This window comes from Rhodococcus pseudokoreensis, from assembly GCF_017068395.1.
In the GTDB taxonomy this organism is placed as follows: domain Bacteria; phylum Actinomycetota; class Actinomycetes; order Mycobacteriales; family Mycobacteriaceae; genus Rhodococcus_F; species Rhodococcus_F pseudokoreensis.
The window spans coordinates 25,610-39,021 of the sequence record NZ_CP070617.1; the positions used below are offsets into that span (position 1 = coordinate 25,610).

12 protein-coding genes are annotated in these 13,412 nt (G+C 65.6%); 10 read left to right on the forward strand and 2 right to left on the reverse strand.

From position 1 onward, the window contains the following. Positions 1-308 precede the first annotated feature (308 nt). Positions 309-1,085: a hypothetical protein gene (locus JWS13_RS04280; RefSeq protein WP_206004695.1), complete on the forward strand. Its 777-nt coding sequence runs from the start codon at positions 309-311 to the stop codon at positions 1,083-1,085. On the opposite strand, the gene JWS13_RS04285 is transcribed toward JWS13_RS04280, so the two are convergent. Together JWS13_RS04285 and JWS13_RS04290 are read right to left on the reverse strand one after the other, a co-directional pair. Next, entirely contained in the window at positions 1,082-2,653 is a 1,572-nt protein-coding gene (locus JWS13_RS04285; protein ID WP_241032085.1) for an AMP-binding protein, read from the reverse strand. The genes JWS13_RS04280 and JWS13_RS04285 overlap by 4 nt on opposite strands. A gap of 161 nt (positions 2,654-2,814) precedes the next feature. After that, positions 2,815-3,261, reverse strand: coding sequence for a helix-turn-helix domain-containing protein (locus JWS13_RS04290; protein ID WP_241032086.1), 447 nt, complete (start codon positions 3,259-3,261; stop codon positions 2,815-2,817). A gap of 828 nt (positions 3,262-4,089) precedes the next feature. Here JWS13_RS04290 and JWS13_RS04295 point away from each other — a divergent pair. The 9 genes from JWS13_RS04295 (at position 4,090) to JWS13_RS04335 (ending at position 13,385) form a co-directional block, all read left to right on the forward strand. Continuing rightward, positions 4,090-5,289 carry an insoluble domain protein gene (locus JWS13_RS04295; RefSeq protein ID WP_206004696.1) on the forward strand — a complete coding sequence of 400 codons (1,200 nt, stop codon included), beginning with the start codon at positions 4,090-4,092 and terminating at the stop codon, positions 5,287-5,289. A 92-nt stretch (positions 5,290-5,381) separates the two neighbouring features. After that, positions 5,382-5,885 (forward strand): hypothetical protein, encoded by a 504-nt coding sequence (locus tag JWS13_RS04300; protein WP_206004697.1) that lies wholly within the window; start codon positions 5,382-5,384, stop codon positions 5,883-5,885. Continuing rightward, a complete protein-coding gene (locus tag JWS13_RS04305) occupies positions 5,882-6,601 on the forward strand; it encodes a DUF8176 domain-containing protein (protein WP_206004698.1) in 720 nt (239 codons plus the stop codon). Before JWS13_RS04300 ends, JWS13_RS04305 begins: the two co-directional genes overlap by 4 nt. A gap of 12 nt (positions 6,602-6,613) precedes the next feature. Continuing rightward, the gene (locus JWS13_RS04310; RefSeq protein ID WP_206004699.1) at positions 6,614-8,689 is read left to right on the forward strand and encodes a cutinase family protein; all 2,076 of its coding nucleotides are present in this window, start codon (positions 6,614-6,616) and stop codon (positions 8,687-8,689) included. Between the two features lie 258 nt (positions 8,690-8,947). Next, entirely contained in the window at positions 8,948-10,525 is a 1,578-nt protein-coding gene (locus JWS13_RS04315) for a peptidoglycan DD-metalloendopeptidase family protein (RefSeq protein WP_206004700.1), read from the forward strand. 77 nt (positions 10,526-10,602) lie between these two features. Next, on the forward strand, positions 10,603-11,208 hold the full coding sequence (locus JWS13_RS04320; protein WP_206004701.1) for a hypothetical protein: 606 nt from the start codon (positions 10,603-10,605) through the stop codon (positions 11,206-11,208). 40 nt (positions 11,209-11,248) lie between these two features. Beyond that, a complete protein-coding gene (locus tag JWS13_RS04325; protein ID WP_206004702.1) occupies positions 11,249-12,598 on the forward strand; it encodes a MinD/ParA family ATP-binding protein in 1,350 nt (449 codons plus the stop codon). Beyond that, a complete protein-coding gene (locus JWS13_RS04330; protein WP_206004703.1) occupies positions 12,595-13,068 on the forward strand; it encodes a hypothetical protein in 474 nt (157 codons plus the stop codon). Before JWS13_RS04325 ends, JWS13_RS04330 begins: the two co-directional genes overlap by 4 nt. A gap of 92 nt (positions 13,069-13,160) precedes the next feature. Further along, positions 13,161-13,385, forward strand: a complete 225-nt coding sequence (locus JWS13_RS04335) for a hypothetical protein (RefSeq protein WP_206004704.1) — start codon at positions 13,161-13,163, stop codon at positions 13,383-13,385. Positions 13,386-13,412 lie beyond the last annotated feature (27 nt).

Genomic DNA, 13,412 nt, shown 5'->3' on the forward strand with positions numbered 1-13,412 from the left:
CCGGTGTGCATTCGTATCCGTACCCGCGTCCACCAGCGAAGATCACCACATTTTCATCGTCAGCCATGAGGTGTTCCACCTCCTTGAGGGGCACAGCTGCTCCGCAGCCGCGGAGGATCATTCCAACAGCCTGATTCGGTCCTTCCGGCGTCAGCGCATTGAACTGAGCTGCGAACGCTTCGCGTGGAAGGTCGGGACTACCGTTCTAAGGCAACGAGTGCGGGCAGTCGGCCCCGCTGAGGCGCCCGCGCGCATGCTGTCCTCCGCATTCGGTTTCCGGGCATAAAATAGCGACGGATGGAGACTGAATGATCGAGTGGGTGGCGTGGGCCTCTTGCGTTGTAGGCGCGCTTCTCGCGGGGCTGGGCCTGGTCAAAGCGATCCCGGACCGAACGGTGCTCGGCATGGGGATCATTTTCTACTCGTTGACATTGCACACATATTCGCCCCTGCTGATCTTCGGGGAACGGCAGCCGCTGACAACCGAAGACCGGATATGGGGCGCAACCTTCGCTGTTCTAGGTGGTTGGTCGTTCCTCATCCTCGCGCTCGCCATCCTCCACGCGAGCCGGACGCACAAAGAGGACTGGGCGAATCCGGCACTCCGGCGTGACCTCTCGATCCTCTCGATAGCAGCGGTGAGCAGCGCGCTCGCGTTGCGGCTCGAACTCTCGAGTGGTCATTTCGCGCCCACGGCAGACTTTTTGAATGTCTACGGTGATGATCACCGCGTGGTGCTGTACCAGCTGACGTTTCTGCCGTGGATCGCCGTGCCCGTCGGCGTGCTCGGATACATGACCTGGAAATACAGCTCCGGCCTCAGCAAGGTCGTAACAATCGCCGGCTGCATGTGCGGTGTGCTGTGGGGGATTTGGAAACTCGCAGGGGTCGTGTTCCGCTTTGTCGCGGGGGACAGCATCGGGATCGAGTCTCCGGTAAGCGTCGGGCTCGGGTTCCTGACTGTGCTTCTCGTGACCTGTGGGCTCGGCATCTTCGGAGCAGGCAACGCCTGGCGGCGGGTATCGGCGATGATCGAGTACGGGTGGAACCGCAGAGTCGACGACGCCCGCCACCAGGAGGGCTAGACGTACTGCGTCTTGAGTCGTGACTTGAAGATTTTGCCTGAGTCCTCGCGTGGAAGGCTGTCGGTGATCACGACCGTTGCAGGAATCTTGTAGCGGGCAAGAACACCGTCGAGGGACTCCCTGATGCCGTCGGGCGTAAGGTTCGCCCCGGGCCGGGGGATGACGTGCGCTGCGACCGACTCACCGAATTCGCCTCCGGGGACGCCGAATACTGCGACGTCTTCCACGGTCCCCAGCGCCGTGATCGCGTTCTCGATCTCGGCCGGATAGATATTCACGCCACCCGAGATGATGACCTCTGCTGTGCGGCCGGTGAGGTAGAGAAAGCCTTCGTCATCGAGGTAGCCCTCGTCGCCGACGGTGATGTATCCCGGGAATGGAACTTTGTTCGTCGACGCGTGATTCAGGTACTCGAAGGCGGGCCAGTAGTCCGCTCCTTTGACGTAGACGCGTCCCGTCGCGCCCGCCGGTAGTTTGTTTCCCTCGTCGTCGGCGACCAGGACGTCGGCGGCGTCTACCGGGCGACCGACGCTGCCGGGGCGCGCAAGCCACTCGTCGGCATTGATCCACGTGATGGTGCCGGCCTCGGAGCAACCGTAGAACTCGATGAGGGCGTTACCGAACCACTGGATTGCGGCTTCTTTGACTGCTGGTGGGCACGGCGCTGCGGAGTGGATGACATGGGTCAGGCTGGAGACGTCGTAGCGCGCCCGAACGTCATCCGGAAGTGACAGGAGCCTCGACAGCATCGTCGGCACTATCTTGACCTGCTGGATCTTTCGCTCGGCGACGTGCTGTAGGAACCGTTCGGCGTCGAACCTCGGCATGATGGTGATGTTCGTGCCCATCCTGAGTGCGAGGACGGCCAGCGCATTAGGGCTGGTGTGGTAGAGCGGACCGGCGACCAGCATCTGTCCACCTGGGGCCAAACCCATCCGGTTCGCGGTACCGCCGGCGATGGAAAGCAGCTGATGAGGGGTCATACGTTCGCGCATGACGCCCTTCGGCGTTCCTGTGGTGCCTGATGTATAGATCAATCCCATCGAGTCTGCAATTGCCCCCTCCTGGTAGGGGAGCGGCTCCGCAGCGTTCTCGATCCACTCTTCGAGGGTTTGGCTCGTTCCAGTCACTCGGGAAAGCTCTGGAGACAGCCCCAACTCACCCAGAAGCTCCGGCGGCATGGCCACTTCCACCAGGACGGTGTCGAGACCTGCTGTCTCGATGGCCTGCTGCACGGTGCCGACGAATTCGGTGTGGGCGAAAACCAATCGGACGCCGCTGTCGCTGAGGACGTGCTGCACCTCGGGGGAGGTCCAGTGCCAGTTGATCGGTACTGGATTCGCTCCACAGCTGGCCGCGGCGAGCGACACCTCGAGGAATTCAATGTCGTTGCGGAGCATGAGCGCGACACGCTCGCCGGGCTGTATCCCTGCGGCCTTGATCGCGGTCGCGAGGCGCCCGGCGCGGTCGTGCGACCTCCATTGCTCGCGGACGCGGTTTCCGCAGGTAAGGGTGGCGGGGGCTTCCTGATCGCTAGCGGTCATGGGGCATGAGTCTGCCACGGCCATTCGGGCGTCGGTGACACGCCCATAGCTTCTTTGTGTTGCGGCGAGCGGCACGACACGGTTTACTCCTGATTGCCCAGACGATCAGAAATGATCGTTTCGGCCTTGAGGTCGGTCGCGGGGACTCGCCTCAGACGGGGAGGAAGACGACTGTGCGCCGACAGCTACGGAGACGTATGCGGAGGCCGAGTGCGGGTGCGTTCGTACGCATCTTCGACGTCCTGGACGGTAAGGCCGAACTCTTCGGCCAACCGCTGAGCCACGTCTTCTTTCAGGCGAGAATGGCCCCGCTCGACAGTCGCCAGAGCGGTCGTGGAGATACCGATCTTTGCGGCGAGCTGTGGTTGCGTGAGTCCCGCAAAAACCCGCAGATCGCCCAAGTAGCGCTGATCGGGCTTGATTTTGACGACGTCCTCCATGGCGATTCCAAGAACGGTGACGGCTCGCTTGAGGCTGTCGGCCTGCGGGGTGCTCTTGCCCGTTTCCCAGGTAAGGACAGCGCCTGGGCTCACTTCCGCGAGGCGGCCCAACTCCCCGACCGAAAGCTTCTTTTTCTCTCGCGCCTTCTTGAGGGCTGCGGGAGCGAACCCCCGCAGTATTCGTCTGCTCATCCCTTGCTCCCGCGCATGAGCCCCCACTTTGCCTGACTCCAATCTATGCCGTCCCAGTATGTTGCGATATAGTACGGTCATGATATCCGGTTTTAAATTGAGCACTTAAACCAGGAAACGGGGGTGGATATGCGGTCTGAGCAGGATGTTCGCGAGGCGGGAACCATCGCGGACCGGGCGACGCTTCCAGCCCCGAAGAGACTCAGCTGCCGGCGGGCTTTTCGCCAAGCTCCGAGGCAGCTGAAACGGTTGACGATGAGAGGTCATGCCGGATCTCGTATGCAGCATCGCAGCCTAGAAGGGATCCCAGGTGCGCTCGTGATTGGCGTCCCGGTGCGCGCCTGGGATCTGTTCTCTACCGCGACGTTTCCACGCGTTGCGCGTCCACACCGCGGAACCTCGAGTCCCTGCGGTCCGTTGCCGTACCCATCTGGAGGACTCGATGACTTCGAGTGTAATTCAGGCATCAACCTCGGGATTCGCTCCGACTGACCACACCTCCGACGCCCTCCGTCTACAGGACTGCGCCCCGGCATTGGCCGACGAGCTCCCACCCTCACTTCTCGCGGCGGTGTGGACCCGGTGCGGTGTGGTCAGTTCCTGTCCGGGCCGATGCCCAGGACATGTCTGCGTGAGTGTCTCGCTCACAGGGCTTCCGACGTGCCCGATTGGCCATTCACTGGTCCCCGCCGTTCGGCACTCTCGTCCCCACGCCTGACAGCCTTCACCATCCCCAGCCTTCCTCTCTCGTCATAGGCCTCGCCGCTGACGGCCCGATTGGCTGATCCACCCGAACGTCTCAACCACAACGAATCGAAGGGTAAGTACATGAGTCACAACGAATCCGGCGGGCAACACCGCCTCCGGAAGCAGGGGGCAACTCAGAAGATTGCACTTCTGGGCGCGGTCACGGTCGTAATCGGGTTCGCTACGAACGGGATCGCCAACGCCGCCCCGGACCAACCCGGAATCACGACCCCCGAGACGCCCGCAGATCAGCCGGGAATCACTACTCCCATTGAGCCTGCGCCGGTCGCGCCCGCCCCGGCTGAGGCCGCCGAGCCCCAGCCGGAACCGGTGTACTGGGGTGAGGCACCGGCGGAGCCGGTCGTTTACCAGCCGATCCCGAACTTCGACTACGAGAACAACGAGTACGTCGAACCGGAGAGTGGTTACGACGACGTCGCGCCGGTGCAGTTTCAGGATCTACACCTTCCGCAGTGGGTGGAGCCCACGCAGCCGTTCATCGCGCCGCGAGACACCCTGCGGTTCGGTGAGCTGCACCTCAAACAGCCGAACTGGGTGTCCGATGTAGACAGAGACCGCACCAACAACTCCGTCGCGGTTGTCGAGTCCGGTGCGACGACATTCTGGCGGTCACTCGGTGTGGAGACCTCCCGCGCCGAGCGGATCTCGGCGGCGCAGGTCGGTGCAGGTGCTATTGGTGCGGTCACCGCCGGGACGGGGGCCGCTGTCGTGGCCGGTACCGCGTGTGCTCTTGCAGCGGGCACGGTCGCCGGGATCGTCGGTATGAGCGCGGGCAACGTCTTCCTCCCTGGAATCGGATGGGCCCCGGTCGGCGTCATTGCCACCGCTGGTGGGGCTGCAGCTGGCGCGGCGGCCTGCGCCCCTCCCGCGTTCGTCGCCGCCGCGGCCCTCGGTGGTCTCGGCGCGGCCGCCGCGGTGACCCCGTTCGCGGCCGCGGACAAGGGTGAGCCGAAGGAGGTCGAGGTCCCGGACGTTGACCAGACGGCCATCACGGAGCAGACCGAGCAGGTCCTCGAGCAGTGGGAGGCCAACCCGGTCGGCGCCCAGGTCGTCTCAACGGTGCAGGACATCGTCGAAACGGCCCCGGTCATCGACCAGCAGGTCCGCGACTTCGCAGCAGCCCAGCCTGGCGGGGAGCAGGCGCTCGAGCAGGTCGACACAGCCTTGGACACGTTCTTCGGTGACTCGACACCGGGTCTGGCCTCGCAGCTGGTCAGCAATGCCGTCGCCGCGGGTCTCCCCGTCCCGGTCAGCACGTAGGGGCATCGGTGGCGGTGATGATGATGAGGCGATCGACTGTCCGGGTCGAGCGACGCCCCCTGCCCGCAGCGGGGTTGTCCTTCGCGGGCTGGGTGGTGCGCATCGCCGCCACCACGGCCGTCTTGGGCGCAGGGAACTGGGTTGAGGCTCTCCGTCATTGGATTTCACCCGACCCGGCTCCGTGGGATTCCGGTTTCGATCTCTACGCGACTGCGGCGACATCGGTCACGGCGTTCGTCATTCACCTAGGTGGCGGCGGGCCGGTGATCGCGATCGCGACCGTGTACGGGTTCATCGCATTTCTGATTGCGACGAGCGCGTTGATTGTCGGGGCGGACTGTGTGTGGATCGCCGGGGCGCGTTCGGGAGAGAGCGTGACGTGCCTGATTCTTGCGGTGGGTGCAGTCACAGCATGGGCCGGCATCCACCCGATCTACTGGGAAACGCCGACTGCCTTCTGCAGTCTCCTGGCGCTGTGCCTCCTGACGTGCACCTTCGTCGGCATGCAGGTGGTGACCACCCGGCCGGTGAAAGCCTCACCGTCACTGCCGATGCCGGCCGCTGCCTCAGCCGATCGTCGAGGGGACGCACAGTGACACGGACACCGGGTGATCAGGATTCCCGCGTCAGCTCGGCGAACGAGGACCGGGTATGGGCCAGCTTCTTCGAGCAGGCCAACACGAAGGAAACCACAGCGCCACCTCACCCTTCGCACCGCCGAGCGTTAGTTGGCGAGAGTGCGCGCGCGGTGGGACGCCGGCTCGCTGCCTTTACCGGTGCGCTGCGCGCTATACCTCTACGCCGAGTGATGGTCTCGGTGGTGGTGCTCACCGCGGTGGCGGGCGCTGTCGCCCTGGTCGTCGCTGGGATTGCGGTGATGTCGAATGGGCCGGCTCCAGCTGCGCCCGCGGCGACGGTCACGCCCACGACAGAGCCTGAATGGTGTCTGGAAGGTGGATCGGCCACGGGGGTGCTGACGACGAGCGCCGCGGGCGATTCCACGTCAGGGTCCGGGGTGGTCGCTGCCCTCGAATATGCCTATTACGTGCAGCGATCCGGTGCGGCTGTACGCGCGCTGATCGCGCCGGGCGCCCCGTTCAACACCGCTGACAACATCCAAGCGAACATCGACCAGTTCATCCCGGCCGGGACGTCGCATTGTGCGGTCATCAGCCCCGAGGGCGGTGGTGTGTACGCGCTGACGTTGCGCGAGCGCCAGCCTGACGGCCGCGAGGTCGTCTACCAGCAAGAAGTCCGTGTCGCCGAACAGGACGGCCGATACATGGTCGCGTCCGTCACGAAAGCCAAGTAGGGGAGAGATCACATGATTCGGCGAATTCGTTCGAGTGCCGCGGTCACCGTCGCGGCAGCATTGGTCTCGGTTGTCGGCGGCGGCGCTGCCGCGTCTGCCGCTCCGGGCGAGCTGACCAGCGGCTCGTGCGCGCCGTACATGGCGGTGCTGGTACCGGGAACGTGGGAGACCAACGAGAACGCCGACCCGAACGTGCCGGTCGGGATGCTCGCCGAGGTCGGCAAGGGATTGAAAGACAAGTACGGCAGCCGGATTCGCGTGGTTTTCCCGGCATATCCGGCTTCGGCCTTCGACAAGGGGAAGACCTACACAGAATCAGAGGAAGCTGGGGTGGCCGCGGTCAACCGGGTCCTCGAAGAGGCATGCGCAACAACCCAGATCCTGTTGGCCGGCTATAGCCAGGGGGCGCACGCCGCGGGCGATGTCGCCTCGTCGATCGGTAATGGCCGCGGGCCCGTTCCGGCGAGCCAGGTGAAGGCTGTGGGTCTGGTCGCTGATCCCAAGCGTGGTCCGGGTAGTGGGCAGTTGGTTGGTCCGACGGTGGCCGGAACGGGTATCGCTGGAACGCGTCCGGGTGGGTTCGGACAGCTGGCGTCGGTGACCCGGCAGATGTGTTCGCCGGGTGACCTGTACTGCGCGACCGACGCTGACTCGGACGGGATGCTCGGTTCGATCGGCAGGCTGATCGGTAATGACACCGGCGCAGTGTCCGGGTCGTCTCCGTCTGTCGGTCAGGCCGGTGTCGCGGCCTCTCCCTTGACGGGTCAGTACGGTGGCGCAAGCTCGGCCGGTGTGACCGCGCAGAACAGCACGGAGGGCTCGGCGGCCGCCGATCTGGTGAGCGATTTCTCGCAGGCCAATCTGGGGGGTGTGCCCTCGACCCCGGAGGTGATGCGTCAACGGATCGAGGCACTGCCCACCGATTCTGGTGTGAGGACCGGGGAACAGGCCTCCCAGATCGCTGGTGTGGGTGCGTCCGCCGCTTCGCTGATTCGGACGCTGGCGCCGTTGCAGGATGTGGCAGAGTTCGCGGCGGGCAACGCGTCCGCGGTCAAGAGTTTGACCTCGGCACCGGCCGATTCACCGCAAGCGGCGGCCGCGCAGGTCCTCGATGTCGCCAGCAAGGTCGACCTGGCGGGGCTGATCAAGACCGCCGGAACGGTGTCGGACACCGTGTCGCTGTTGTTGTCGGAGACCTCCGGCGCCGTGGGAGGTGATTCGGCGGGCCAGAGTGCGTCACCGACCGTGGCGCGGACCGCACTGTCGGGACAGGTCGACACGCTGACCTCTCAGCTCGGGCCGCTCGGCGCGATGAATCCGGACACCTTGTCCACGGCCGCGTCGGCGCTGTCGGTGCTCAAGCCCTCGACGCTGATCAACCAGGTCCTTGCCGTCGGGTCGAACATCGGTGAGTTCGCGGCGAACTTGCCTGGGATCGGCGCGAATCTGGTTGCACTGCCGCAGAGGATCGCTGCCCTGGACGTCGACGGCGCTCACCGGGTAGCCGGTGAGCTCAACAACTTGTTTTCGCCACTGGTGAAGATGGCCGCCGTGGTGGACTTTCACACCGCAGCGCAGGTGATGGCCCTGATTCCGGATCCGTCCGGATACACCCAGATCGCGGCGATGGTCCTCAATCTGCTCGGCAACCTCGACGTGATCCGCTTGGCCAACAACGTCGGCCAGGCACAGGAAGTGGCGTGGGCGGCGCTGAAGAACCCGGCCGCGCTCGCGGGACTGTTGCCGATCGGGCTGGATCTGGCGTCGGTGGCCACCGGCGTGCTGTCCGGCGGGACGAACACGGACCCCTCTCAGCTCGGCGCGCAGACGCAGGTCAGCGGCCAGTCTGCGCAGTTGGTGGCCAATGCACAGGGTCAGGACCTGGTCGGCCTCGGCGGCACTCTGACCTCCCTCGCAAATTCTGAGGGGGCCCAGGATTTGGTGTCCCTGGCCAAGCAGGGCTTGGACGCTGCCTCGTTCTACGCGTCCGGCGCTCACCAGTCCTACGGCAACTTCCTCGTCGACGGCGCGCGAACCGCACTGCAGTGGCTCCTGGACTTCTTCACCAAGTCTCTCGGCGGTGCCTGAGCACTGGTCATCGACGAATCCACGTTTTTTCCGGCAGCACAAGAAAGGAGGGGAGCAATGGTCACACCGGCAGCCTGGGCGGGCGATGCGCGCGGCGCGATCACGTTCTCCTCATCCCTTCGCTCGACGGGCGGAGGGGTGCGGGCAGGACCCTGACCGGGTCTGACTGATTGACCTTTGTCGCCATCGTTTTCGATCCGCGAACTTTCCTCACCTTTCGTGCCCGGGCGGGCATGTTGACACGAAGGACGAACTGCCATGACCTGGAAGGCATTTGTAGCTGTAGTGGCTGCGATCGCCGCTGGGCTGTTCGGCCTGATCGTGCTCGGATCGGGGTCGGACCCTGCGGAGACGAACTGCCTGCCCGCCCCGGGCCGCGGTGCGCCGACCGCGCCGGGTTCGGTGGTTTTCCCGATGCGGGAAGGCACCTACCAGGTGTCCTCGCCGTACGGCCCGCGAGACGGCGACCTTCATGAGGGCACAGACTTCGCCGCCCCACTTGGGACCCCGATCTACGCGGCCGCCGACGGCACCGTTGCGGTGGCCGGCCCAGCGAGCGGATTCGGCCAGTGGATCGTGCTCGATTCCACCGTGAACGGTCAGCCAATCTCCACCGTCTACGGGCACATGGCCCCGGACGGTGTGCTCGTAAAGACCGGGGACAAGGTCACTGCGGGACAGCAGATCGCGGCCGTTGGCAACGGCGGGACGAGCACCGGCCCTCACCTGCATTTCGAGGTATGGCAGGGTTCGCGGATCACCGGCGGCGAGTCCACCGACCCGATCCCGTGGCTCTCCCGCGCGACCGAGCCGACCGGAACCATCGAGTCACCGGTGCGATTGGCTGCCGCCATCAGCCCAGCCCCGTCCAGCGGTGTCGGGTGTGGTCGCCCGGTCGGCGGATCGGGCCTGAACGTCGAGGCACTGCTGGCCGACTTCCCCGCTGCGGCACCGTTCGTGCCGTGGATCCTCAAGTACGCGGGCAAGTGCCCGGAGACCACACCCCCGATCGTCGCCGCGCAGATCCGCAACGAATCCGGCGGATTCCAGGTGAACGTCACCAACCCGAAATCCGGAGCGCAGGGACCGACACAGTTCATGCCCGCCACCTGGGCAACGAAGGGCATCGACGGCGACGGCGACGGCAAGGCCGACCCGTTCAGCATCGCCGACGCGGTCGCCTCGCAGGTCTCGTACGACTGCGAACTGGCTGACCTGGCGAAGAAGGACATGACCGCCGGCAAGGTCACCGGCGATATCACCGCGTTGATGCTCAGCTACTACAACTGTGGTCCCGGATCCTCCCAGTCCGCGGGCGGGGTGTGCCAGAACACCGAGACCCAGAACTACGTCACCGACATCCCGAAGTGGGCGCAGAAATGGTCGGCCGAAACAGGGTCGACCGGAGGCCCATTCGGGGAGCAAGTGCTCGCCGCCGCCCGCCGCTGGCTGGGCACCCCATACGCCTGGGGTGGCGGCGACGAGAACGGCCCGACCCGCGGGAAACAGGACGGCGGGGTCGCCGACAGCTTCGGCGACTTCAACAAGATCGGCTTCGACTGCTCCGGTCTGGTGATGTACGCGGTCGCGGCGGCGTCGGGTAAAGCGATCATCCTGCCGCATCAAGACCAGAGCCAGATCGATTCCCCGGCGGGCACCCCGGTCGCCAGCGCCGCGGATCTGCGGCCCGGCGACATCATCCAGCCGCACTCCGGCCACATCTTCATCTGGGTGGGCGACAACACCGTCATCGAAGCCCCCGAGTCCGGTGGCGTGGTCCAAGAACGGCACTGGGAGCCGCCCGCTTCCGGTCTGAGCGCAAAGAGGTTCGGATGAGCACCCGACACAGCACCCGCCCGGCCCTGTCAGCGGAGGGCCGAAACATCCACCCCGACAGGACAGGACGGCACCTGATGAGAAGTAGAGCCCTCACCGCGAGCGTGGCGGCGGTCACCGCATTCTGCGCATTGCTGGCAGGCTGCGGCGCCGACAAAGACACTGGGCAGGCTGTTCCGTCGCCCGCTGCGCCTGCCCAACAGTGGACCCCCGGCCCAACGGGCACCGCGGAGCGCACCGCGCCCCCCGTCCCGTCCACGCTGCCACCTCAGGTCGCTGACCTCGACCGCGCCGACGCCAGCGATGTCGCAGAGGCCGCACTGACCGTGTGGTTCACCTGGGACACCACGACTGATTCGGGCCCGAATGACGGATCGGTGCGCGCCACACCGCTGCTCGCGGCTGCACTCGCGCGCATGGTCGCGAGCGAGGTACCGGCTCAGGGACCAGGCGGGGACTGGCTGGGGTGGTCGGCGCAGCAGGCCCGGCTGGTACCGACCGTGTCCGCAAGCGCGGAGCCGGTTCCGCCGCAGACCGACGAGAAGGCATACCGCTCCTACGTGATCGATCAGGCGGTGACCATGCCCGACGGCACGGTGACCGATCACCGGCAGTCGGTCGTCGATGTGGTTCTCGCCCGCAACGGCGGCGGATGGGAGGTCTCTCGCGTCAGCCTCCGATGACTACCGACCTGCACGCCTTGCAACGCAAAGGACGAATCTGATGACCGATTCCATCTACCCAGCCGAACCACCGGTCGACCTGCGCTCGGCACGAAAGATCACCCCGCCGCCCCCAGCTGCGGAACCGGAATTCGAGAACCCGCACGCCGACGAGCCCGAGGTGTGGGCGCCGGCTGCCGGATCGGAACCGGAAGGCTCTGACCAGGACTATGTCTGGGACGAGGGAGACAGCGACAACCAGCAGGAACTTGCACCAGCAGTAGCCGCCCCGGCGTGGCATGAGGAGCTGTTGCCCACACCGCCCAACGCTGAAACTGATCCGGCGCGATGGGGTCGGCGCGGATGGTTCAACACCGTCAGCGGCGGGGCGTTGAAGCTGCGGCCCCGACCTGAGGAGGTCCTGCACCGTCGGGGCGTAGCCGCAGTGGGGCGGCCCTTGATCGGCGACCAGCTGATCATGGTCGCGAATCCGGATGGCGGCCAGGCCAAGACAGTGAGCGCGCTGATGCTGGGGAACACCTTCGCCACCTACCGGCGGTCGGGCCCCCCGGTGGTGTGGGACAACAACGAATCCGAGGGCACTCTGGGCCTGCGGGCGGCGTCGGCGGTACCGGCAACGTCCGTGTGGGATCTACTTGCCAGCTTCGGCGACCTGGCCGCCCCGCACGCGGCAGCTTCGGGACTCTCTCAGTTCCTCAGGCCGCAGCCGACCGGTGCGGAGGTACTCGCCTCCGACGATTCGGCCGACCGTTTCGATGAGATCGAGGGCGAGGACTGCGAAAAGATCTACTCGGTTCTGCGCCGATGGCGTGACCTAGTGATCGTCGACACGGGCAACAATCGGCGGTGCGAGAGCTGGGTGTGGACCGCACGAAACGCACATGTGCTGGTGATTCCGATCGTTTACGCCCTCGACGCGACAGTGGCTGTCCTGAAAATGGTCGAGTCACTCAAGCGGCTCGGGCTCGAGGACTTGGTTGCCAACGCGATCGTGGTTGGCACTCCGAACTCGGCCGGACCCGACCCGGAACTGCACGATCAGATCCACGAAATCCTCTCCAAGGTCGGCATCCGCAACTTCACGGACGTGCCTTTCGAGCCCGCCTTTCCCCGGGGCGGGCGCATCGACTACGACCGTCTCTCTGAGGAGACCCGGCGGGCGTGGGTGCGGGTGACCGCGATGACGGCAACCGTGCTCGCCGAATCAGCGCACCACGGGACTACCGCATCGACCACGGGCGACAGGCCCGCCACCGGCCCATTGGTGCGGGACCAGGAACAGCGCACCGGCAGGCCAGCACGCTTCGCTGAACTCGACCGGCACCTCGACCGGCACGTCGAGCAGGTTTACCGCGGTCCGGATCACGGTGAGCGCCGGCACCTCGCATGAATCCGATCGATCACCGAATTCTCTCCGACAGGAAGGCCCACTTCCCCATGGGAAACACGCTGAACGACAATCGCACCATCTTCATTCGCGGCCGCTGGGCGCGCCGCCTGACTGCGATCGCGCTGGTAGCCCTCGCCACAACGCTGATCGGGGGAGGGCCAGCGCAGGCCGCCACGACCATCCTCGCGGCCGAGAATCCCTTCGATGGGGTCACGCCCGATTTCTCGATCTTCGGTCTCCAGTTCACTCAGGCCTGGCAGAAGGTGCTGGGCGGCTTTTGGGGCATCGGTTTCGTGGTCACCGCGTTCTCCGCGATCCGGGCCACCGTGGCTTTGGCCCGTGCAAAGAAGGGCGGCTACGGCGTTCAGGTGGCCGAGCAGACCGAGGACGCGAAGTGGGCCGGGATCGCATTCGGGGCCCTGAGCATGCTCGGTGTCATTGTCGGCGGCGTCATCACAGTCTTCCAGTGACCGGGAGCCGAGCAATGTCGAACCTCGCTGATGCCGGCCCTCTCCCTACCGGAGGTCCTCAGCCGATCGGCGGCGTCCTGGTCTCAGAGTTCTTGACCTCGAACTGGCTATTCGTCTTCGGCGGAGTATGGGGCCTCGGTTTCGCCTACGTCGTGTTCTCCGCGATCCGGTGCACGGCGACTGTTGTCCGCGCGAAAAGGCGTGGCGACGAAGTCCCGATCGAGCTCACCGAGGACGCGAAGGGGGCCGGGATCGCAGTCGGGGCGATGAGCATGCTCGGTGTCCTCGTCGTCGGCCTCGCCACGATCATCGCGTAACAGCGACTCAACTACCCCTCTTTGCAG

Coding starts and splice junctions, on each gene's coding strand:
- JWS13_RS04280 (WP_206004695.1), top strand. CDS start 309: ATGATCGAGTGGGTGGCGTGGGCCTCTTGCGTTGTAGGCGCGCTTCTC.
- JWS13_RS04285 (WP_241032085.1), bottom strand. CDS start 2,653: ATGGCCGTGGCAGACTCATGCCCCATGACCGCTAGCGATCAGGAAGCC.
- JWS13_RS04290 (WP_241032086.1), bottom strand. CDS start 3,261: ATGAGCAGACGAATACTGCGGGGGTTCGCTCCCGCAGCCCTCAAGAAG.
- JWS13_RS04295 (WP_206004696.1), top strand. CDS start 4,090: ATGAGTCACAACGAATCCGGCGGGCAACACCGCCTCCGGAAGCAGGGG.
- JWS13_RS04310 (WP_206004699.1), top strand. CDS start 6,614: ATGATTCGGCGAATTCGTTCGAGTGCCGCGGTCACCGTCGCGGCAGCA.
- JWS13_RS04315 (WP_206004700.1), top strand. CDS start 8,948: ATGACCTGGAAGGCATTTGTAGCTGTAGTGGCTGCGATCGCCGCTGGG.
- JWS13_RS04320 (WP_206004701.1), top strand. CDS start 10,603: ATGAGAAGTAGAGCCCTCACCGCGAGCGTGGCGGCGGTCACCGCATTC.
- JWS13_RS04325 (WP_206004702.1), top strand. CDS start 11,249: ATGACCGATTCCATCTACCCAGCCGAACCACCGGTCGACCTGCGCTCG.
- JWS13_RS04330 (WP_206004703.1), top strand. CDS start 12,595: ATGAATCCGATCGATCACCGAATTCTCTCCGACAGGAAGGCCCACTTC.